This window comes from Gramella jeungdoensis (genome assembly GCF_023805255.1).
Taxonomy (GTDB): Bacteria; Bacteroidota; Bacteroidia; order Flavobacteriales; family Flavobacteriaceae; genus Christiangramia; species Christiangramia jeungdoensis.
On the sequence record NZ_JAMSCK010000002.1, the window covers coordinates 35342 to 55848 of the forward strand.

General features: G+C 40.7%; 24 protein-coding genes. 22 read left to right on the forward strand and 2 right to left on the reverse strand.

Translation table 11 applies throughout. The features are described from left to right. Positions 1–88 precede the first annotated feature (88 nt). The 10 genes from NE848_RS04335 (at position 89) to NE848_RS04380 (ending at position 7056) form a co-directional block, all read left to right on the forward strand. The gene (locus NE848_RS04335; protein WP_252110996.1) at positions 89–760 is read left to right on the forward strand and encodes an RNA polymerase sigma factor; all 672 of its coding nucleotides are present in this window, start codon (positions 89–91) and stop codon (positions 758–760) included. 124 nt (positions 761–884) lie between these two features. Beyond that, positions 885–1478, forward strand: coding sequence for a dihydrofolate reductase family protein (locus NE848_RS04340; protein WP_252110997.1), 594 nt, complete (start codon positions 885–887; stop codon positions 1476–1478). Positions 1479–1553: 75 nt separating this feature from the next. Continuing rightward, the gene (locus NE848_RS04345) at positions 1554–1919 is read left to right on the forward strand and encodes a DUF2255 family protein (RefSeq protein WP_252110998.1); all 366 of its coding nucleotides are present in this window, start codon (positions 1554–1556) and stop codon (positions 1917–1919) included. 151 nt (positions 1920–2070) lie between these two features. Then, a complete protein-coding gene (locus NE848_RS04350; protein WP_252110999.1) occupies positions 2071–2754 on the forward strand; it encodes a class I SAM-dependent methyltransferase in 684 nt (227 codons plus the stop codon). Positions 2755–3002: 248 nt separating this feature from the next. Next, a complete protein-coding gene (locus tag NE848_RS04355) occupies positions 3003–3326 on the forward strand; it encodes an EthD family reductase (RefSeq protein ID WP_252111000.1) in 324 nt (107 codons plus the stop codon). A 145-nt stretch (positions 3327–3471) separates the two neighbouring features. Next, positions 3472–4272 carry an alpha/beta fold hydrolase gene (locus NE848_RS04360; protein ID WP_252111001.1) on the forward strand — a complete coding sequence of 267 codons (801 nt, stop codon included), beginning with the start codon at positions 3472–3474 and terminating at the stop codon, positions 4270–4272. Between the two features lie 18 nt (positions 4273–4290). After that, positions 4291–5280: a 2-hydroxyacid dehydrogenase gene (locus NE848_RS04365; protein ID WP_252111002.1), complete on the forward strand. Its 990-nt coding sequence runs from the start codon at positions 4291–4293 to the stop codon at positions 5278–5280. Between the two features lie 249 nt (positions 5281–5529). Next, positions 5530–6042, forward strand: a complete 513-nt coding sequence (locus tag NE848_RS04370) for a YybH family protein (protein WP_252111003.1) — start codon at positions 5530–5532, stop codon at positions 6040–6042. Positions 6043–6065: 23 nt separating this feature from the next. Next, a complete protein-coding gene (locus NE848_RS04375) occupies positions 6066–6485 on the forward strand; it encodes a hypothetical protein (RefSeq protein WP_252111004.1) in 420 nt (139 codons plus the stop codon). Between the two features lie 151 nt (positions 6486–6636). After that, on the forward strand, positions 6637–7056 hold the full coding sequence (locus tag NE848_RS04380; protein ID WP_252111005.1) for a hypothetical protein: 420 nt from the start codon (positions 6637–6639) through the stop codon (positions 7054–7056). A 54-nt stretch (positions 7057–7110) separates the two neighbouring features. Here NE848_RS04380 and NE848_RS04385 read toward each other — a convergent pair whose 3' ends face one another. Beyond that, entirely contained in the window at positions 7111–8340 is a 1230-nt protein-coding gene (locus tag NE848_RS04385) for an alpha/beta fold hydrolase (RefSeq protein WP_252111006.1), read from the reverse strand. A gap of 129 nt (positions 8341–8469) precedes the next feature. Here NE848_RS04385 and NE848_RS04390 point away from each other — a divergent pair, with 129 nt between their 5' ends. The 6 genes from NE848_RS04390 to NE848_RS04415 all read left to right on the forward strand — a co-directional run bounded on the left by NE848_RS04390 (position 8470) and on the right by NE848_RS04415 (position 11891). Then, complete coding sequence (locus NE848_RS04390; protein ID WP_252111007.1) at positions 8470–8658, forward strand: hypothetical protein; 189 nt, start codon at positions 8470–8472, stop codon at positions 8656–8658. A 145-nt stretch (positions 8659–8803) separates the two neighbouring features. After that, complete coding sequence (locus NE848_RS04395; RefSeq protein WP_252111008.1) at positions 8804–9319, forward strand: DUF4269 domain-containing protein; 516 nt, start codon at positions 8804–8806, stop codon at positions 9317–9319. Between the two features lie 11 nt (positions 9320–9330). Then, positions 9331–9900 carry a dihydrofolate reductase family protein gene (locus tag NE848_RS04400; protein WP_252111009.1) on the forward strand — a complete coding sequence of 190 codons (570 nt, stop codon included), beginning with the start codon at positions 9331–9333 and terminating at the stop codon, positions 9898–9900. A 117-nt stretch (positions 9901–10017) separates the two neighbouring features. Continuing rightward, a complete protein-coding gene (locus NE848_RS04405; protein ID WP_252111010.1) occupies positions 10018–10944 on the forward strand; it encodes an NAD-dependent epimerase/dehydratase family protein in 927 nt (308 codons plus the stop codon). Positions 10945–10996: 52 nt separating this feature from the next. Then, positions 10997–11464, forward strand: a complete 468-nt coding sequence (locus tag NE848_RS04410) for a GNAT family N-acetyltransferase (protein WP_252111011.1) — start codon at positions 10997–10999, stop codon at positions 11462–11464. Between the two features lie 121 nt (positions 11465–11585). Beyond that, the gene (locus NE848_RS04415) at positions 11586–11891 is read left to right on the forward strand and encodes a hypothetical protein (protein WP_252111012.1); all 306 of its coding nucleotides are present in this window, start codon (positions 11586–11588) and stop codon (positions 11889–11891) included. A gap of 125 nt (positions 11892–12016) precedes the next feature. On the opposite strand, the gene NE848_RS04420 is transcribed toward NE848_RS04415, so the two are convergent. Continuing rightward, entirely contained in the window at positions 12017–12460 is a 444-nt protein-coding gene (locus tag NE848_RS04420; RefSeq protein ID WP_252111013.1) for a hypothetical protein, read from the reverse strand. Positions 12461–12645: 185 nt separating this feature from the next. Between NE848_RS04420 and NE848_RS04425 the strand changes: the two genes are divergently transcribed. From NE848_RS04425 to NE848_RS04450, 6 genes are all read left to right on the forward strand, one after another. Beyond that, positions 12646–14406, forward strand: a complete 1761-nt coding sequence (locus tag NE848_RS04425; RefSeq protein ID WP_252111014.1) for an SLC13 family permease — start codon at positions 12646–12648, stop codon at positions 14404–14406. Positions 14407–14520: 114 nt separating this feature from the next. Further along, entirely contained in the window at positions 14521–15060 is a 540-nt protein-coding gene (locus NE848_RS04430) for an SRPBCC family protein (protein WP_252111015.1), read from the forward strand. 146 nt (positions 15061–15206) lie between these two features. Beyond that, positions 15207–15590, forward strand: a complete 384-nt coding sequence (locus NE848_RS04435; protein WP_252111016.1) for a hypothetical protein — start codon at positions 15207–15209, stop codon at positions 15588–15590. A gap of 43 nt (positions 15591–15633) precedes the next feature. Beyond that, the gene (locus tag NE848_RS04440; protein WP_252111017.1) at positions 15634–16074 is read left to right on the forward strand and encodes a YybH family protein; all 441 of its coding nucleotides are present in this window, start codon (positions 15634–15636) and stop codon (positions 16072–16074) included. A 158-nt stretch (positions 16075–16232) separates the two neighbouring features. Continuing rightward, positions 16233–18914: a substrate-binding domain-containing protein gene (locus NE848_RS04445; RefSeq protein WP_252111018.1), complete on the forward strand. Its 2682-nt coding sequence runs from the start codon at positions 16233–16235 to the stop codon at positions 18912–18914. A gap of 244 nt (positions 18915–19158) precedes the next feature. Continuing rightward, positions 19159–20502 carry a sugar porter family MFS transporter gene (locus tag NE848_RS04450; protein WP_252111019.1) on the forward strand — a complete coding sequence of 448 codons (1344 nt, stop codon included), beginning with the start codon at positions 19159–19161 and terminating at the stop codon, positions 20500–20502. Positions 20503–20507 lie beyond the last annotated feature (5 nt).

A 20507-nucleotide genomic window follows, 5' to 3' on the forward strand; every position in this document is an offset into this window, starting at 1 on the left:
CCCATTTGATAGCTGAGATTAAGAAAGGATACAAAATTTTGTAACCTTTTTTAGAGTTTCCACATCTAAAGGGCAAACAGGCAGTATTATGGTAGCTATTAATATCAGTGATTTCAATGATCATAGAATAACAGAGAAAGAAGTAATTAATCGGATATTGGATGGAGAAAAGGAACTTTATGAAATCCTGGTTAGGCGAAATAACCAGAAATTGTATCGAATTATCCGCAGCTATATAAAGGATGAGGCCGAAATTGAAGATGTGATGCAAAACACCTATATAAAGGCATATACCAAGCTGTATCAGTTTAATTTTGAGGCTTCATTTTCTACCTGGCTAATCCGTATAGGAATTAATGAGTCCTTAGCAGAACTTAAAAAGAGATCCAGAATACTTAAACTGAATGGGTATAATAAGACTAATAATGATGATCTCATTTTGGAAATTCCGGACAGTATTCAGTTAAATCCACAGGAAAAGATGGTGAGAAGAGAAACTAAGCAACTTTTGGAGAACGCGATCGATCAGCTGGATATCAAGTACAGAACGGTCTATATGATGAAGGAGGTGGAAGAAATGAGCTTAAGGGAAATTTCTCAGGCCCTTGACATAAGCCTGGCGAATGGGAAGATTCGCTTACACCGCTCTAAGGAAATGCTGAAAGAAACACTGTATCGCTTATCCAGTGACACAGATGTATTTGAATTTGGTTTTAGCAGGTGTGACAGAATAACCGAAAATGTTATGCGTAGCATATAAATAATATCGCATCCCATGCATGGGAGGCGATCAATATTCATCAAAGTTCACCCCGGATTATTTTTAAATAAGCTAACCAACAATCGCTTAACTTTATATTCTTCTATTCTAAAATTAAATAGGGATGAGAAAAATAATCGTCTTATCAATGATCACCCTGGATGGCGTAATACAGGGGCCCGGCGGGCCTGAAGAAGATACATCGGGCGGCTTTAAATATGGTGGATGGGTAGCGCCTTATTTTGATGAGGTATATGACAAGGCAGTGGATAAGGAATTAGAACCGGCAGATTATCTACTGGGAAGAAAAACATTTAAGATCTGGGAAAATTACTGGCCTGAGCATGCCGAATCCTGGCCTGGTATCAACGATGGCACTAAATATGTCCTCACCAAAAGCCTTCAGAATTCAGATTGGAAGAATACCATTTTCCTGAAAGAACTGGCTGATATCAAGAAACTTAAAGATTCTGATGGTTCTCATATTCAGGTTTGGGGGAGTAGTGAACTTGTAAAACTTCTGCTCGCTAATAATTTAGTGGATGAAATATGGCTGAAAATTCATCCTTTGATCCTGGGGCAAGGAAAAAGGCTTTTTGATGATACCGCAATGCCTGCGGCTTTTAAGTTAACCGAGAGTTTGGTTACACCAGGCGGGGTGATCATTGCTAAATACAGAAAAGAAGGACAAGTGAAGACAGGTACCGTTGGAGCTTAAGAGGTGAAAAGACTTTTTTAAATAAGGATAAAACTATTCAAATATAGTGCTCCTAAAATCTTAATTATGCGATAAATGTTTCAAGAAGATTTATATGATTATTTAGACAAGCACACCCTAATCGGAATTAAAGGCGGTGTTGAACGTCCAACTTTTTTAAAGATATGGATGGTAGAAGTAGATGAGAGGATTTTCGCCCGTAGCTGGAATAAAAGTGAAAAGAGCTGGTTTACTGAATTGCAGAGAACGGGAATTGGTGAGATCAAATACGGGGATAAGGTTCTCAGGGTTAAAGGAAAAAAGCTGGATCCAAACAACCCGATCAATCAAAAGATCAGCGACGCATATCTAAAGAAGTATGATCAGCCTCAAAATCTGAAATACTCCAGGGGAATCTCCCATCCTGAATATTTTGATTATACCATGGAGTTATTCCCCTAAGATCATTTTAAAAATGATCATAGCTCACAGCCCATTATAAACCTGGAAGTTCTCGGGGAAAATAATTAACTTCACTACAATGCTAGATATCATATAGTCAGTCTGTTATAGAATTCGACAGAGGTATTTTAATGGAGCCAAACCCTGAAAAATGGAAAAAGGAAAAGACATAGGCCTGGAATTCAACGAATTTTCAAGGAATTATACCAATGATATGATTGGCCTGGCACCGCATTATCTTGAGTTAGTCTCCTGTTTTGTAAAATACCTTCCAGTAAATTTCAATCCCGTTTCCATTCTTGATCTTGGCTGTGGCAATGGGAATATTACAGCACAACTTCTCCCATATTTCCCAAAGGCCAGCTACACCCTGGTAGACGCTTCTGCAGAAATGATAGAAATATGTCGCAGGCAGTTCAAAGATTTTGAAATGGAATATGAGAATAAGTATTTCAGGGAATTTGAATTTGAGAATGAAAAGTATGATCTTATTACTGCTGGATTCAGCCTGCATCACTGTGAAAATAAAGAGAAAAGATCTCTGTTCAAGAAGATATTTTCTGCGCTAAAAAAAGGAGGAATATTTTCATACAGTGATCTAATGATAAGCAAAAATAATCCCGATCACCCAAGGGTGCTTGAAGAGTGGAAGAACTTTGTAAATGGTAATTTCCCAGACGGTGAAAAATGGTCCTGGGTCATGGAACATTATAAAGCATTCGACAGGCCAACAGATTACCTGCTTCAGTTAGAATGGTTAAAGAGTGCCGGATTCAATAACGTTCAGTTCCCATTTAAAAAAGGTTACTGGATGTACCTGCAGGCAGAGAGATAAAATTAATCTATGATTAATAAATTGTCATCCCAGGATGATTGCCCCCATTTTTAAAGAAAATAATTGACCGTAGACTAGCTTCTAACTAAACATCTCTATTACTTCTGAAATGCATATATCTAAATAATTGAATTGCAGAAAAATAAATTATTGTGGAGAAAAAAATATTATCTTAAATAAAGATTTGAACAGCATTCATATTTAAGCCCCTTTAATAGACTTCTGAGTAATCAATTAATACATATAAGATGAAAAAAGGGATGATTAAAGTAAGCGTTTTGTACCCCAATGGCGAAGGTAAAACATTTGACATGGATTATTACTGCAATAAACATGTACCGATGGTTGGGAAGTTATTAGGAGATTCAGTTAAGGCTGCGACCGTGGAAAAAGGCCTTACTGGAGGAGGCCCTGAATCACCGGCCTTATTTGCAGCCATGGGAAACCTGTATTTTGATTCGATGGAGGAGTTTGGAAATTCCTTTGGCCCGAACGCTGATAAGATAATGGCCGATCTGCCGAATTTCACCAATATTGAACCTAGTGTTCAGGTTAGTGAGGTTATGATCTAACCCACCAGGCTTATTATATCAGGTATTAGGGTTTAGAGCTAACACTTCTTACCGGAACCTATCTCCTTAATTCTTATCCTGACAAATCCCGGTATATGCTTAACAAGCTTAATGTAGCATCTGCAAATTTGCATAAGATAAAGCCATGCCATATATAAAGCTGAATAACGCCCAATTGTATTATGAAGATGAGGGCCAGGGGAAGGAGACACTGGTCTTTGGGCATAGTATGCTGTTTAATCTAAGAATGTTTGATGAGCAGGTAGATTTTCTGAAAGCTAATTATCGCTGCATTCGTTTTGATTTTAGAGGCCAGGGGAAAAGTGAAATAACGCTTAATGGATATGATCTGGAATCACTTACGGAAGAAACCTATGAATTTATTGATGCTATCGGCTGCGGGGCGTGTCATTTTGTAGGTTTTTCAATGGGAGGAATGGTTGCCTTGCGGCTCGCCAGTAAATACCCGGAAATTATAAAGTCCCTTATTTTAATTGACACCTCTTCTGAGCCGGAACCTAAAGGCCATTTTTTGAGAAATGAAATTATGTTATTTATCGCTAAATATGTGGGATTAAAACCTATTGCCGGCCGGGTGATGAAAATGTTTTTTGGTCCCACCTTCTTAAAGGATCCGGATAAAAAATTGTTGAGGAGAAAATGGAAGAACTATTTTCTGGCAAATCATCAAAGCGGAATTGTAAAGGTTGTAAAAGGGGTATTGGAAAGAAGAGGAGTAACAGAGAAGCTGAGCAGTATTAAATGTCCGTCTTTGATCCTGGTCGGGCAGCAGGATGCACTCACCGATGTTGGAAAAGCCGAGCTCATGCATAAACTGATTGAAGATTCCAGACTCAGAATAATTCCCAGGGCAGGCCATATGTCACCAGTGGAAGAGCCTGTTATAGTGAATACCGAAATTCAGCAATTCCTGTTAGATTTATAATATGAAATCACAAAGGATATGAAAATAGCAGTATTTAGCACAAAAGCCTATGATCAGGAATACTTTGAGCGATATAACAAAGACCATTATCTTGAATTCACCTTTTTCGAAACAGCTTTGAATTCCCATACTGCTAATATTGCTTCTGGTTATGAGGTAGTCTGTGTTTTTGTAAATGATAAAGTTGATGCCAGGACGATAGGGATTCTGGCCGGAAGTGGGATCAGGTTGATTGCGCTTCGTTGTGCCGGGTTTAATAATGTAGATATAGAAGCGGCAAAAAGGCATGATATCAAGGTAGTTCGGGTACCTGCCTATTCACCCGAGGCGGTGGCAGAACACGCGGCGGCTTTAATACTTACCCTTAACAGGAAAACCCATAAAGCTTACAACAGGGTTCGCGAGGCTAACTTTTCTCTCAATAAACTTATTGGATTCAATATTCACGGAAAGACGGTTGGAGTTATAGGAACCGGGAAAATAGGCGCTACATTTTGTAAGATTATGAAAGGTTTTGGCTGTAAAATTATAGCATTTGATAAGTACCGGTCTGATGAGGTAAAAGATCTGGGAGTGGAATACAAAACCTTGAATGATGTATTTAAAGAAGCTGATATTATTTCCCTGCACTGCCCGCTTACTCCGGAAACAAAGCATATGATAAATGAGAAGTCGTTGGCATCGATGAAGAACGGGATCATGATCATTAACACCAGCAGGGGAGCTCTTATTGATACAGCCGACATCATTAAGGGACTTTCTGACAGGAAGGTTGGATACCTGGGAATCGATGTCTACGAACAGGAAGAGAACCTGTTCTTTAAAGACCTTTCAGAAAGTATCATAGAAGATGATCTCATCTTAAGACTCATCAGTTTCCCGAATGTTCTAATTACCTCTCACCAGGCATATTTCACCAGAGAGGCTATGGAAGAAATAACCCTGACCACCCTAAAGAATATTACCGACTTTAAAAAAGGAGCGATATTAAAGAACGAGGTCGTATGATCTGGTCATCTATTTTATTGGAAATTACTGTATAACAGCTCGTTAACTGATTTTCTTGGATAAAATTTGGTATCTTTAATATACTCTTGCCACCAACCATCTGGAATCCAGCCTTCTTTACTGCTATTTATTCATAACATTCAGTTAGCATAAACTGCATAACTGCTATAATGTGCAATGTATTATTTGAATGTTTTAAACGGGGAAACCGAAAACCGATTAGAGTAGGCATCAGTAAAGAATGAAATAATGAAAAGTTCAGCATTTTATTTAGCATTGGCAGCAGCCTTAGTACTTACTTTTTCTATCTCCTGTAATGACAGGGCGAACGAACCTAAAGAGAAAGAGGAAATGGAAGCGAAAACTCCAAAAGACACCTTTAATCTTAAAACCGCTAAAACCGAGATCGTAGATGCCAACACCCGGTTTTCAGAATTATATGCAGCCAAGGATTCGGTGGGATTGGCAAAGTTATATACTGAAGATGCCAAGTTCATGATGGAGGGGTCTCCCGCAATCATGGGAAGGGAAAATATCCAGTCAACCATGGCCAGTATAATGAATTCAGGTATCGAAAAAGTTGAGCTTAGAACAATTAACGTTTGGGGGACAAAAGACCTGGTAGCCGAAGAGGGAGAACTCACCTTATACAAAAAAGGGGTTGAGGTAGACCGGGGTAAATACATAGTGCTCTGGAAAAAGGTAGATGGAGAATGGCATTTGTTCAGGGATATTTTCAACTCTGACCTATCCCCAGATTAAGGGATTGAGATAAGTTTTATAATATGAGATCAGTAGGCTTTAGATCGGCAATATCGAGGAATCAGGCTTGGGTCTCGGCAGCTGTTACAGGCCTGGTTTCATTCGTACTTCCATTTTTATATGTTGGGATCATCTCTCTTATTGGGATGCTATTAGGGATTGCCAATGAAGGTCTGGGTAATTTTTTAGCCTACTTGTTTACCGGAATTACTGTTGCTATAATGTGCTTTTTAATTTGCCGGGCCCACCCTGAAAGCCTTTGGTACACACCCGTAATTTGTAACGCCAGCACACTTGTGGCTGGTGTAGGTAACTATTTTGGAGGTAATCCCGATGTAACTTTACCCTTTGCAATTGGTTGGGTTCTTTCTGTTATTGCTGCTATTTGGGGTACAAGGAAAGCCAGAGGTGAGATAACAAAAGATTTAAAAAACTTGAAATGAAAAGAGTAAAAAGAGACTTCTTGGCCAGGTATTTTGGCTTTATCCAAGGAAACCATAAACAGCGCGAATGTTTAAATATAAATAAAGCTCATAATAGATCTTTTATTTGGAATGCAGTAAATTTGGCAAGGTTTACCAACTAAAACAGAAGTTGAAAATATTCTTCGAAATTTTTATTATTCCACTGTTTCTTTTGGCAATTCCCATTCTTGTGCTTCAGCACCGCAAGAAGCAATGGCTTAAGCCAGAAATTGTATGGAAGGTTTCAGGTGTTGTGGCCCTCATTGGCTTAACTGGCTTGTTATTCGCTAACCTGGATAAGTATGATAAAATAACCTGTTATTCTTTGTGTACTCCCTTTATTTACTGGTTTTTAGACAGGTTCTTTAAACATTTAAGCCAAAAGAAACTCGAAAGAGACTTTATTGCCTATGTTAGATTTACCCATGAAGTCAGAACAGGCTGGAGAACAAAGAATCCTCATGTTAAATTATCGGATAAACTGATAACTTATACCCTTTTATGTATGCTGTTGGGCAACTTTTTCCTGGCATTAGTATATATCAACTAACTATAGGCTTGGTGATAAGCAAAGGCTTATTTATTTAAGTAAATAACCATAAAATTAAAATGCCTTTTTTTGTTTCGGATCTTTACCCTGCATTAATTCGCCCCTATATTTATTGGGAGGCACGCCATATCTTCTTTTAAAGGCAGTAGAAAAGTTGTTGGGATGCTTATAACCAACCTTTTCTGCAATATCGCTCATGGTAAGACGGGGATCTGATAAAAGTCTAAGGGAATAATTTAGCCGGGTCTGGTTAAGGAAGTTTATAACCGGGGTTGCGAACAATGCCTTAAAGCCAGATTTCACCTTAAAATCATTGATGCCGAATTGCCGGGAAAGACTGTTTATAGTAATCTCTTCCTCAAAATGTTTTTCAATATGATCCTTGATGGAGTAGATAGCAAATATATCCTCAGGATTAAGTTTGTCAAGCCTTTTATCGCTCACCACATTCCCATCTAAAAGGAAGGTCTGCATCGCCATCAATTCTTCCCTGTTTATTCCAAACCAGGGTAAATGATCGGCCCCTTTGGTAAGCAATAATTTTGCTCCTTCTATATTTTCCTTTAAAAACTTGCTGTGACCGCACTCCACCAGTTTATCGCCTTCACGATGAATAAGCAGAACAGGCTTTTTGATCTTTTTAAGACAATGCCTTACATCGATATCCAGGTTCATTCGGTAAAGTGCGATGGCTGCCGAAGGGCTGGCACTGTGTCTCAGGTAGGACGCCCAGTACTGCTGGGCTTCAGGATCATCTTTTACGCTGGGAGCCATGAGCTGTAATCCCACCGGACCTCCCCAGTTCTCTGCCATATAATTGATGGTTTTTAAATGCCCTTCCTCATTCAATCCGTATGGATAATCCTCAGATCTTACCCATTTGGCGAAAGAGCCAAAAAGTATAAGTTTCGAGACCTTCTCAGGATAGGTTGCGGTAAAATGTATGCCGAGCGGACCGCCTTCCGAAAGGCCAAAGAATGCCGCCCTGTCGATTTTCGCGTGTTCCATCACCGCTAAGAGATCTTCTGCACGCTGGTCCATACCGGGAAGTTCAGATTCGTTCACACGATCAGAAAGGCCGGTGCCACGCTTGTCAAAAAGTATAAGCCTGCAAAAACCTGAGAGATGATTCACCCAGGCTGCCAGTGGCGGAATACTGGTAAACTGTTCTACATTCGAGATCCATCCCGGTACAACGATCAAACATGTATCGCCACTGCCGAATTCCTGATAGGCAATATTCACTCCGCCTGAACGCGCATAATTGGTTCTTCCCGTCTGCATCTTATAAAGTTAGTCTTTCTTCCTTAAAAATCCTTTTTGCATAGATGCTAATACCGATGTCATATGTCTGAAAATGAGATCTGTATATACATTTACATCTCAGAAGTTTAATAATAAAAATCAACAGTCATGAAAGCTTTAGTTAACACATTCGCAGCAGTAGTAGGTTCAACAATTGATATCTTCGTTTTGGTCATCGATAAAATATCATTCGGAGTATCTCAGGTTAAAACCGGTTCGTCACATCATCTTGGAGATCTTGGACAAGGTCTTAATAAGGAGATCGAATTTGAACTGTACCATCGCAGGGAGAGATAGTGAAAAAAAGGATGACCGTAGGTACTCCATGAAGTAAACATCGAATAAATTTTATTTGCCGTCCATTCGAATATTCTCAACCTCACCAGAATTTGAACTGGCAGATACAAGTAGTTTTCTGAAATAAAACTCCTAAATTTAGAATATGGATTTCAGAAAGATCGATTACTTAAAGTCTGGAAACGTGAAACAGAGACAGGTCTATGAACTGCTGACCAATTATGCGGTATTCAGGAAACTGAAGAAGTACGACCCCATTCTCACAGGCACTATTCCCATTGAGATTGATACGGAGGCAAGCGACCTGGATATTATTTGCTGCTGGGAAAACCGGAAGATGTTTGAGGAAGATCTTATTAAGCATTTCAATGGGGAAAAGGAATTCAGGATCAGACAAAAGAAAATCAATGAAGAACTTTCGGTGATCGCAAATTTCAGTCTTGGGAATTTCCAGGTAGAGATCTTCGGGCAGAACATTCCATCAAAAGAACAAATGGCCTACCGGCATATGATCGTTGAACATGAATTGGTCAATAAACATGGAGAAGATTTCAGAAAGAAGATAATAGCGTTAAAGAAACAGGGAATAAAGACCGAGCCCGCCTTCACCCGGGTTCTGAATATTCCTGGAGATCCTTACACAGAATTATTGAATTTCTAATTCAGCGACTCGTGAAAAAACTGGTATCACATATGCATGTAAGCCTGGACGGCTATGCCGCCGGGGAGAAAGGTGAGATGGACTGGATAAAACTGGACGAGGAAATGTTCGATTTTGTAAAGACCTTAACCGATAATTCAGATATCGCATGCTATGGCAGGGTAACCTGGCAAATGATGGACGATTACTGGCCCGATGCAGCTTCTAAACCGGGAGCGAGTAAGCATGATAAAGAACATTCGGAATGGTACAATACGGTAGATAAGATCGTCTTTTCATATACCATGCAGGGGGAGAAAAAACCTAAAACCTCCTTTTATGGTGATGATTTCCTGAACAAGATCAAAGAGCTTAAGCAAAATGACGGTAAAGATATTCTTTTGCTGGGGAGTCCTTCTACAACGAGGTTGCTTATGGAGGAAGACCTTATAGATGAATACTGGCTGTTCATGAATCCTGTGATCCTGGGGAAGGGAATTTCAATGTTTGCTGAATTAAAGAACAGGAAACAGTTAGAACATAAGGTAACCCGAAACTTTCCCTGTGGGGTGACGGCCCTGAATTTTACAAAAGCTGAATAATACTTAAGCAAAAGATGGCTTAAATAAATTGAAGATTCTTTATAGAAAATCGGTAATTTCATTAAGCTTTGAAAAGCTGTTTTACAATGAATTAGGATTTGATCTAAAAGAATACAAATGCAAACAATTTTAGGTGCTGGCGGACCAATTGGAACTGAACTGGCAAAAGCTCTTAAGGAATATACATCAGAGATAAGACTGGTTAGCAGGAATCCGGAAAAGGTCAATGAAACAGACCAGGTTTTTGTTGCTAACCTGCTGGATCCCGTCCAGCTGGAAGGCGCTGTGAAAGGTTCAGAAATTGTTTATGTGACCATTGGTTTTGAATACAGTAAAAAAGTATGGCGAGAGAAATGGCCAAAATTTATCAGGACGCTTATAGAGATTTGTGAAAAAGAGACCTGTAAGCTGGTATTCTTTGATAATGTTTATATGTATGATAAATATCATCTTAACCCGATGACAGAGGATACCCCGGTGAACCCACCCAGCAAAAAAGGAGAGGTAAGGGCCGAAATAGCCGAGATGATAATGATGCATACAAAGGCCGGTAGGTTAAAAGCTCTTATTGCAAGGTGTGCCGACTATTATGGCCCGTATACTGAAGGGACCAGTATTCTTACAGAAATGGTTTTTAAGCCATTGAAGAAAGGCAAGAAGGCCAATTGGCTGGGCAGTGATAAATTCAAACATTCTTTTACCTATACAGTAGATGCTGCTATGTCGACAGCGCGTCTGGGGAATACAGAGAAAGCTTACGGTCAGGTATGGCATCTGCCTACAGCATCAGATCCCATGACCGGCAAGGAATGGATCGAGGCTATCGCTGCAAAGATGAAAGTGCAACCAAGGTATCAGGTGGCTCCAAAATTCCTGGTGAGAATCTTAGGTTTGTTTATGCCTGTTATGAGAGAAAGTGTTGAGATGGTATATCAGTACGACAGGGATTATGTTTTTGAAAGCAGTAAGTTTGAAAAGGAATTTGATGTTCATCCAACCTCATATGAAGATGGAATCGATGAGATAATCAGGCTCAATTATTAAAAACATGTGAGCTGATGCTTCTTCTGGACTGAACAATCGATTTTAATTTAATATGAGATTCATTAAAACCAGGAAACCTGGGGTAAAGCAAAAGGAACAGCTCTTTAAGCTGTGGAATAATGAATATCCTAAGGGCCTGAACTACAATGATATTTCAGAATTAGATGAGTACCTGCAAAAACTGGAAGATCAGAATCATATACTCCTGGTAACCAACAATAATGAGATCAAAGGCTGGTATGCCGATTTTATCAGAGATGGCGAAAGATGGTTTCTGGCGATCCTCGATTCTGAATTTCAGGGCAAAGGATATGGGAATCAGATCCTGCAAATGGCTAAAAAAACCAATAGAGAGCTCAGTGGCTGGATAATTGACTCTGAAAATTATATCAGGGCCAACGACAAGCCATACAGATCTCCGGTTGCATTCTACCGGAAACAGGGATTTCAGGTCCTGGAGGATATCAAACTGCAGACCGAAAAAATTAATGCGATTAAGATCAGGTGGGATGGACCCTGAGAGCGATAAGCTTTGAGAAATTTAACCGCTATTGAAAACATAATTTTTAGGTTTGCATTTCATGAGCTGCTGTATAATTTTGGCATGATTATTTAGGAAAATTATTTCTAAGAATTAAGCTATGAGAAGAACCATGAAAACATCCCGTGTGAAAGAAGGGAGACCGCTTTCCTGGACAGTGATGGGTGCTTTGATCGCTCCCCTGGCTTTGATCACCTTTTCCTATGTTCAGGCAGATGAAGAGTTGAGAATGACCCCTGTTCTGGTGATAATAACCATTGTAGGTGCTATTGCCGGAAGGATCGCTTTTCTGGTCCAGCAATCGGCACGAGTGGAAGGATGGAAGCGATCGGGACTTTTAGTATTGGGCCTGCTCATGTATGGGCTGGTAGTCTTGCTGGGTTTCTTTATTGCCAGGCTCGCATAATTGGTGGTGATCAGTGAGCCTTAACTGGCGTATTTTCGATTTTTTCCTACTTAATGGCTAAAGGCCGTGACCCTACACACGACCTGTTATCACCTGTCAGAAAAGTGAATTAGCCATTAAAATCATTAATTCTTTTTATAGAATAGCCCGGGCCCGTCACATGCCCACCAGTTGCTGTTTAAAACACCATCTTCGGCATTGAAAAAAAGACTCTCTTCAGTGCCTGTACAACTGCCAATAAGATTACTGTCTTCCTGATATTCAATGATGATGAGCTGCCGGTCGTTCTCCTGGGAGATTGTGAAGTCACCTGTTATGCTTGATGACACTCCGTCTTGTGTCCTTGTTTTTACCACACTTGCATTGGAGCTAAACCTGTATTCTTCCTGCCAGGCCATATCCTCTCCAGCGGTTTCAGAATTTACCATGCTACCGGTCATTTTGAAGAGCTTCCAGGTTTGTGGGTAGGGACCTGCTGAGAAATCCACTATAATAAGACCATCCTTATTGCTTGAACAGGAATAAGCCAGTAAGATAGACAGTAGAAGGATAAGGCGTCTTAATTTCATTTTTTTGAAGCTATTGTTCTAACCTAAGATGCAGGATGAAGTTAATGGTTGCGTTCAAAACTCAGGAGATCGAAAAAATTTCTTTTCCATCCTGAACGGGAGGCATTTGGTTTTAAAAAATATGTCTATATCCCTACACCTAAGTATTTTGGTTATATTTAATCTACTTCTAACTAATATGAATTATGGAAATAGCTCTGGTAATAGGTTTGCTTGTAATAGCCATAATTCTTTTTGCTACTGAGACATTTTCGGTAGATGTGGTCACCATTGGTCTGCTGGTGGTGCTCTGCATTAGTGGTGTGCTTACACCGTCTGAAGCCTTTGCTGGATTCAGTAGTGATTTTATGATCATTCTTGCTTCCATATTTGTGATATCCGGTGCGCTTTCTGAGACCGGGCTTCTGGATAAAGTGGGTTCAAAGCTTATTAAAGGGATAAAGAGCAAGTCGCTCTTTATCGCATATACCATGCTCATTACCGGCTCGTTTTCAGCTTTCATGAACAACACAACAGTAACGGCGCTGGTTACGGGTCCCGTTGTGGGGATGTGCAGAAAACTGAAGATAAGTCCGTCAAAAGTTCTTATCCCGGTTGCCTATTCTTCCATCCTGGGAGGAACCTGCACCCTGATTGGCACTTCCACCAATGTTGCCGTTAGCGGATATATTGCCAGCGTTGGGCTTGAGCCTTTGCATTTTTTTGAGATCTTATGGATAGGTCTCATTCTATGTGCGGTGGGAATCGTATTCATGTTAGTTTTCTGGCGCAGGCTGTTGCCAGACCGGCAGGAAGGCAGTTTTACCGAGGAATACAAGATCAAACAATACCTTACCGAGATCGTTATTCCCCAGGGCTCCAGCCTTATTGGTAAACATGCATTCACTTCAGAGCTGGCTCAATGGGAGGTGAAGATCATAAAGGTGATCCGCCGAAAGGACGATATCATTCCAACCCCTTCTACTATTCTCGAGGTTGAAGATATCCTGCTTGTGGAATGTAAGGTAGATGACCTTATAAAGGTCAAGGAACATGCCGGGTTACATGTAATGGCCGATACCATTGGGAAAAAAGAGATACAAAGTGATAAGGTTAGACTTGTTGAGGTACTTATAACTCCGGGGTCCAGGCTGGTAGACCGCACTCTCAAGGAGGCCAGGTTCCGGCAGAATTACGGGCTGGTGGTCCTGGCGATACATCGTTTTGAGGGAATGGTCTCTAAGAAGATAGGTAATGTGAAGCTAAAGATCGGGGACGTCCTCCTGGTACAGGGAACCGAGGAGACGATCGAAGCGATTCGAAATTCCACCGAATTTTCGGTGATGGGAGACTTCAGGGTGAATATGTTCAAGGAAAGAAAAGGGATCTTTGCTGCACTGGTCTTTTTACTGGCGATTATCGCCGGGTCACTGGACCTGGTGCCTCTATCGGTGGCCTTTCTCACCGCCGCCCTCGTAACGGTCATGGTTGGTGCATTGCATGTAGAGCGGGCCTACGAGATAATGAACTGGAAACTGCTAATCCTCATAGGTGGGATGAGTGCCTTCGGAACGGCTATGCATAATTCTGGCGCTTCCGAATTCCTGGCGAATAATATCATTGGACTTCTGGGTGGATTGGGAACTATCTGGGTGCTGGCCGGATTTGTGATCCTTGTGATCCTTCTTACACAACCCATGTCCAATGCTGCGGCAGCCCTGGTTATTTTACCGGTTGCCATGGATGCTGCCGGAATACTTCAGGCCGATCCGAGAACCTTTGCCATCGCCATTATGCTGGGCGCTTCGGTTTCCCTTATAACACCTTTTGAACCTTCATGTATCCTGGTCTACGGACCCGGGAAGTATAAATTCATGGATTTTATCAAAGCCGGTGTTCCTTTAACAGTCATCCTTTTAACCATTATCTTGTTATTGGTTCCGGTTTTCTGGCCAATGTTGGAATGAGCAGGAATTTTATCTCCTGAGCATTTGATTTATTTACTAACTTAGTTATTGTTAGCTTCAATCTCCTGAGACTTCCTGCTTAAAAGCATAAACCCTAACCAAAATTTAATTATTATGAAGACCTTAAAAAGTATTGGCATAGTAGTGCTGGCATTTATAGTGCTCTTGCTTATTGTCACCCTTTTCGTTTCAAGGGATTTTCACTATGAAAAATCCATAACAATAGACAGGTCTATTGAGGAAGTCTGGGAACATACCAAAAGCCTGGCCGCTTTGGACGAATGGAGCCCCTGGAATGAATACGATCCCAATATGAAAAAGGAAATGACCGGTGTTGATGGTACCGTTGGAGCCATGAGCAGCTGGGAAAGCGATCACGAAAAGGTAGGTAAGGGAAGCCAGACGATCTCAAAGGTGGAGGCGCCAAGACTTCTGGCCACCGATCTTAAGTTCTATACACCATACGAAAGCGAGGCCGAAGGCTATATAAAACTGGATGAGGCCGGAAACAGTACTGTGGTTACCTGGGGATTTGACAGTGAGATGCCTTACCCGTTCAACCTTATGAAACTTACCATGGATATGGAGGAAGAAGTAGGAAAGGAATTCGAAATGGGGCTGCAGAAATTAAAAAGGATCGCCGAAGAGGAATAGCTTTGCTTACAGGCTAATCCTTAAGGTGCAATACGGGTTTCGATTTATTGATTTTCAGCCTGTTAATTCGTAAATTGAATGCACATGGTTTGATAATGAAACTATCGCCTTCGTCATATGAGATCCATTGGCTGTTTAAAGGCCTCATGAAAAGGCCAGGACGGAATTTCGTGCTGGTAACAGGCGCCATTTTACTTGTCCTGCCCTTGCTTTTTCTTACCGGAGTGATCTTTAAACATTATCTCCAAACCGATCTGTGGATCTTTACCTCTGTATATGACTGGATCATAAATGCCGATCAGAAATATGGAGATGCTTCATTTATGAACTGGGTTATTAGGTTCCTGTTACTGGGAGGACCCTTTATAGCCTTTCTGCTCAATTTCGTTTTCATTTTTCAGCGTAGGAAAACGGCCAGTTTCAGCCTTAGCTATAAATGGATCAACCTTCTTATCATCCTTTCGGGTGCCCTGCTTTGTTTCCTTTTTCTCGGTTATTTGATGATGGAGAACCTGGCGATACTAAATTAGGAGGATTTTAGCTTAACTTAGGTAGTGTTTAAATATCTTCTTGATGAAAAGAATAATTACACTGCTCGTCCTGATTTTTCTTTCCTGCAATCAGGTTAATGAAACTGCGAACATTGAAACCTGGAAAAATGAGATCATAGAGACCGAAGCAGCCTTCGCTAAAATGGCAGCTGAAGAAGGTATTCCCACAGCCTTTCTGTTCTACGCGGCCGAAGATGTCGCCGTTTTACGAAACGATAAACTCATCCTGGGAAGGGAAGCCCTGAAGAATAGTTATCCCAGCCTTGAAAAGAAAGCCGATGTGAGCCTAAGCTGGAAACCTGATTTTGTAGATGTGTCCTCATCGGGTGATTTGGGATACACCTATGGGAAGTATGTGTATAAGGTGACCGATTCTCTCGGGAACGAAAATGTTTCAGAAGGCATCTTCCACACGGTATGGAAAAGGCAGCCCGACGGAAATTGGAAGTTCGTTTGGGATTAGGCTTTTGCTAACTTCAATGATTTGAACTGCATATTTTTATTCTTCAATTAATTGGTCTTCTTTGCTGTTAAATAATCTTTAAATTCTATTTTAGGACTTGGTTTTAATTAAAAACGATGAGACCCCTATTGAAGCTTTTATTTCTTTTCATTTTCTGCATGATTATAAGTTCGTGTGGGAATGATGTGAGTGAAGAAGAATATAAGATCGGTTTTTCTCAGGCCATGACCACCGATAACTGGAGGAGGGAAATGAATAAGGCCATGAGGGTGGAATCTTCGATGCATCCCGGCCTAAAGCTTGAAATTAAGGACGCCGGAAATCATATAGCAAAGCAGATTACTCAGATCGATGAATTTATAAAGGAAGAGGTTGATGTTCTTATCGTATCTCCTATTCAATCCATTCCAATAACACCCGCGATCGAAAAGGCGATGAATGCAGGAATTCCTGTAATCATTATTGACCGCAAGATCGAAGGCCGCAATTTCACGGCCTATGTTGGTGCCGATAATATGGAAATAGGCCGGAATGCAGCAAAATATATCATTTCACATTCAAAAGGAGAAGCCGGAATAATTGAAATAACCGGGCAGGAAGGCTCATCCCCGGCCTATGAGAGAAGTATTGGCTTTAAAAACACACTGGATTCGGTTCCCGGGCTGAAAATTTCTCATTCGATAAAAGGCGACTGGGAGAAGGCTTCTATAAAGGATCAGCTTTCCACTCACCTGGATTCGGTTGAGGCCCCGGATTATATTTTTGCTCATAATGATCGTATGGCTATGGGTGCCTGGGAAGTAGCCAGGTCTAAATCCCTGGAAGACGAGATAAGTATTATTGGTGTGGATGGACTTTTCGGGCCAAACGGTGGAATCCAAATGGTAAAAGATGGTTTGCTTGATGCCACCCTGCTTTACCCAACCGGTGGAGCAGAAGCGATCAAACTTGCTGAAGAGCTGCTTAGAGGGGAGAGTGTGAATAAATATAATATTCTTAGAACGGTAGTAATAGATTCTGTAAATGTGGATATCATGCAGAATCAGTTCGATAAGCTCAACCAGCAGCAAAATGATATTGAGCAGCAACAGGCAGTGATAGATGAACAGATAAAGACCTACAATACGCAGAGCGACCTTATAAAACTGATGCTGGTGTTGTTAGGGCTGCTCCTTTTGCTTAGTATCTGGGCAATTTACCTGGTTGTAAAGATCAAAAAGAGCAAAAGAAAACTGGAGATCAAAAATCAAAAAATCATTACCCAGCGTAACCAGATAGAAGATTTTGCTGAAAAACTGAAGATCTCCAACGAAAGCAAGATCAATTTCTTTACGGCACTTTCTCATGAATTTAAAACGCCTCTCACTCTCATTACCAGTTCTATAGAATCTATCTCTGATAAGTCTAAGAGCGAACTAAAGGGTATTTCCTACGAGACCAACCTAATTATCAATAATTCAAAGCGACTGCTCAGGCTGATTAATGAATTGCTTGATTTTCGAAAACTTGAAAGCGGCTCCTTTAATATTAAACCGGCCAGGACAAAGATTTCAGCTTTCCTTGAAAATATAGTGAACGATTTTAGGGCCGAGGCTGTAAAGAGGTCGATTAAGCTGGACTTCTGTTCAGAAAATAAGGAGCTGGAAGTATATATAGATCGTGATATGGTGGATAAGGTCTTCTTTAATATACTTTCGAATGCCTTTAAGTTCACTCCAAAGAACGGGAACATAAAGGTTTCCATTCAGGAGGATAATGAGAATGTGAATATAATATTCAGGGATTCGGGAATTGGTATTCCAAAAGAAGAATTCAAACGCATCTTTGATCCTTATAAGCAGGGGAGTAATAATGTGAAACCCAGTTCTGGCCTGGGACTTTTTATAAGTAAACAGTTCGTGGAACTGCATAAGGGTGAGATCTCTGTATCCTCGCATCAGGGAGCCGAATTCAGGATTTCATTTCCTAAGGGGAAAGCTCATTTCAAAGATGTGGAGATATTAGAAATAGATGCAGACTTCCAGCCATCTAATTTCCATCAGCTATCCGATCCGGTAGTTCCCCAAGAAGAGCCGATTAATAAGGATCTGGATGAGAATGCTGAAACAGTGCTTATCATCGAGGATAATACCGATCTTTCTTATGTACTTAAAAAGAAATTGAGCACAGAATATCACGTATACCTTTCAGATGGAACCGATGGAATAGAAAAGGCCTTTGAAATAGTCCCTGATGTGATAATTTGTGATCTCAACCTGCCTGGAAAGACTGGATTTGAGATCTGCAGGGAGCTAAAGAATGATCTGCGCACCTCACACATTCCGACCATTATACTTACCGCTCTTGATGATAAGGAATCAAGGCTGAAGGCTTTAAAAGCGGGAGCCGATACCTATATTACAAAACCTTTTAACTATGAGATCTTAAGAGAATCCCTTAAATCGGCCCTTTATAACCGGGAAAAACTTCGGTATTACTACACCAATAGGATAGATGAGGTAAGGGATGAGAATTTTGAGAATGCTGAACAAAACTTTCTTAAGGATCTGAATGCGATCATTGATGAAAATCTTCGCGACCCCGATTTTTCGGTTGAGGAACTCGCCGGAAAACTTAATATTTCCAGGGTACAGCTATATCGTAAGGTCAAGGCCTTACTCGGAGTCTCCATAAGTGAATATATAAGTACCCAACGCCTTAATAAGGCCAGGAACCTTCTTCAGCAATCTGATATGAATATTTCGGAGATCGCCTATGAAGTTGGCTACTCTTCACCGGGCTATTTTTCAACTTCTTTTAAGAATAAATTCGGAATCTCTCCTAAACAGTTAAAATCTTAAGACCAAGCTTTTCTCCATCGTTTTCACTGGCTCTTCAAATATGTTACATAAGTTGAAAACCAGTATCATTTTTATAACTATAACGTTTGCGAAAATTTTCTAAAAAGATTGTAACCCCTTGTAAAACAAGGTTGTAATGGAAAATTTCACTATTAATTAACATTATTGTAATCATTTGAGGAATTCTTAAAATAAGGCGGGGAATTTTAAACATACATTGGTTTCAACATCAATAAATTAAAAGATGAATAAAATTCTCGCCTGGTCAATTAGTGCCGCTTTAGCCGGATTCCTGTTTGGATTTGATACCGTAGTTATATCGGGAGCCGATAAACAGCTCCAGGAACTCTGGGGAACCTCTGATGCCTTCCATGGATCGGTAGTAATGGCCATGGCTCTGTGGGGTACTGTAGTAGGAGCTATATTTGGAGGTATCCCTACCAATAAAATAGGAAGAAAGAATACCCTGTTAATAATAGGGGTGCTGTATTTTGTTTCAGCCCTGGGCTCGGCCCTGGTAAATGATCCTGTTTCCTTTGCTGTCTTCCGTTTTCTGGGAGGCCTTGGAGTGGGAGCTTCAACTATTGCAGCTCCGGCTTATGTTTCTGAAATCGCCCCTGCAAACCAAAGGGGAAAACTGGTTTCCCTGTACCAGTTCAATATAGTACTGGGAATCCTCATCGCTTTTCTTTCTAATTATTTATTAAGGAATACCGGCGCTCAACCCTGGCGATGGATGGTAGGTGTGGAAGCAGTTCCGGCCCTTGTCTATATAATGTTTGTAGTGTTCATACCGCGAAGCCCCAGGTGGCTTATTTCCAAAGGCCGGGAAAAGGAAGCTCAGAAAGTGCTGCATATTATAAATCCTGATATAAATGTCAGGGAAAAACTTGCTGAAATAAAGCATCAGGCTGAGACCGAAAAAACAGGAGAGAATATTTTCATGAAGAAATATCGCTTCCCCCTTATTCTGGCTTTCCTGGTCGCATTCTTCAATCAGCTATCAGGGATCAATGCCTTTCTGTATTATGCGCCACGAATCTTTGAATCTGCAGGACTGGGGGAAAGTACAGCTTTGCTAAGCAGTATAGGAATAGGGGTGGTGAACCTTTTATTCACCTTACTGGGAGTTTTTCTGATAGATCGTTTAGGCAGAAAGCAATTGATGCTGATAGGCTCCATAGGATATATCATTTCACTTTCTCTGGTGGCGGCGGCCTTCTTCCTTAACTGGGGCGGTCTCTGGGTTCCAATATTCCTTTTCCTTTTTATTGCGGCTCATGCCATAGGACAGGGTGCGGTGATCTGGGTCTTTATATCTGAAATTTTCCCGAACCGTCTTCGGGCCTCGGGGCAGGCCTTTGGCTCCTCTACCCACTGGGTACTGGCGGCTATAATACCCTCTTTGATCCCCTTCCTTTTCTCAAGTATAGGACCTGGATATGTATTCGCATTCTTTGCTTTTATGATGCTATTACAGCTCTTCTTCGTGATCTTCATGATGCCCGAAACGAAAGGCAAATCTCTTGAAGAACTCAGTGAGGAACTTTCAATTAATAATCAACAAGTACCAATTACAAACAACTGATCAAT

Coding starts and splice junctions, on each gene's coding strand:
- NE848_RS04335 (WP_252110996.1), top strand. CDS start 89: ATGGTAGCTATTAATATCAGTGATTTCAATGATCATAGAATAACAGAG.
- NE848_RS04340 (WP_252110997.1), top strand. CDS start 885: ATGAGAAAAATAATCGTCTTATCAATGATCACCCTGGATGGCGTAATA.
- NE848_RS04345 (WP_252110998.1), top strand. CDS start 1,554: ATGTTTCAAGAAGATTTATATGATTATTTAGACAAGCACACCCTAATC.
- NE848_RS04350 (WP_252110999.1), top strand. CDS start 2,071: ATGGAAAAAGGAAAAGACATAGGCCTGGAATTCAACGAATTTTCAAGG.
- NE848_RS04355 (WP_252111000.1), top strand. CDS start 3,003: ATGAAAAAAGGGATGATTAAAGTAAGCGTTTTGTACCCCAATGGCGAA.
- NE848_RS04360 (WP_252111001.1), top strand. CDS start 3,472: ATGCCATATATAAAGCTGAATAACGCCCAATTGTATTATGAAGATGAG.
- NE848_RS04365 (WP_252111002.1), top strand. CDS start 4,291: ATGAAAATAGCAGTATTTAGCACAAAAGCCTATGATCAGGAATACTTT.
- NE848_RS04370 (WP_252111003.1), top strand. CDS start 5,530: ATGAAAAGTTCAGCATTTTATTTAGCATTGGCAGCAGCCTTAGTACTT.
- NE848_RS04375 (WP_252111004.1), top strand. CDS start 6,066: ATGAGATCAGTAGGCTTTAGATCGGCAATATCGAGGAATCAGGCTTGG.
- NE848_RS04385 (WP_252111006.1), bottom strand. CDS start 8,340: ATGCAGACGGGAAGAACCAATTATGCGCGTTCAGGCGGAGTGAATATT.
- NE848_RS04390 (WP_252111007.1), top strand. CDS start 8,470: ATGAAAGCTTTAGTTAACACATTCGCAGCAGTAGTAGGTTCAACAATT.
- NE848_RS04395 (WP_252111008.1), top strand. CDS start 8,804: ATGGATTTCAGAAAGATCGATTACTTAAAGTCTGGAAACGTGAAACAG.
- NE848_RS04405 (WP_252111010.1), top strand. CDS start 10,018: ATGCAAACAATTTTAGGTGCTGGCGGACCAATTGGAACTGAACTGGCA.
- NE848_RS04410 (WP_252111011.1), top strand. CDS start 10,997: ATGAGATTCATTAAAACCAGGAAACCTGGGGTAAAGCAAAAGGAACAG.
- NE848_RS04415 (WP_252111012.1), top strand. CDS start 11,586: ATGAGAAGAACCATGAAAACATCCCGTGTGAAAGAAGGGAGACCGCTT.
- NE848_RS04420 (WP_252111013.1), bottom strand. CDS start 12,460: ATGAAATTAAGACGCCTTATCCTTCTACTGTCTATCTTACTGGCTTAT.
- NE848_RS04425 (WP_252111014.1), top strand. CDS start 12,646: ATGGAAATAGCTCTGGTAATAGGTTTGCTTGTAATAGCCATAATTCTT.
- NE848_RS04430 (WP_252111015.1), top strand. CDS start 14,521: ATGAAGACCTTAAAAAGTATTGGCATAGTAGTGCTGGCATTTATAGTG.
- NE848_RS04435 (WP_252111016.1), top strand. CDS start 15,207: ATGAAAAGGCCAGGACGGAATTTCGTGCTGGTAACAGGCGCCATTTTA.
- NE848_RS04440 (WP_252111017.1), top strand. CDS start 15,634: ATGAAAAGAATAATTACACTGCTCGTCCTGATTTTTCTTTCCTGCAAT.
- NE848_RS04445 (WP_252111018.1), top strand. CDS start 16,233: ATGATTATAAGTTCGTGTGGGAATGATGTGAGTGAAGAAGAATATAAG.
- NE848_RS04450 (WP_252111019.1), top strand. CDS start 19,159: ATGAATAAAATTCTCGCCTGGTCAATTAGTGCCGCTTTAGCCGGATTC.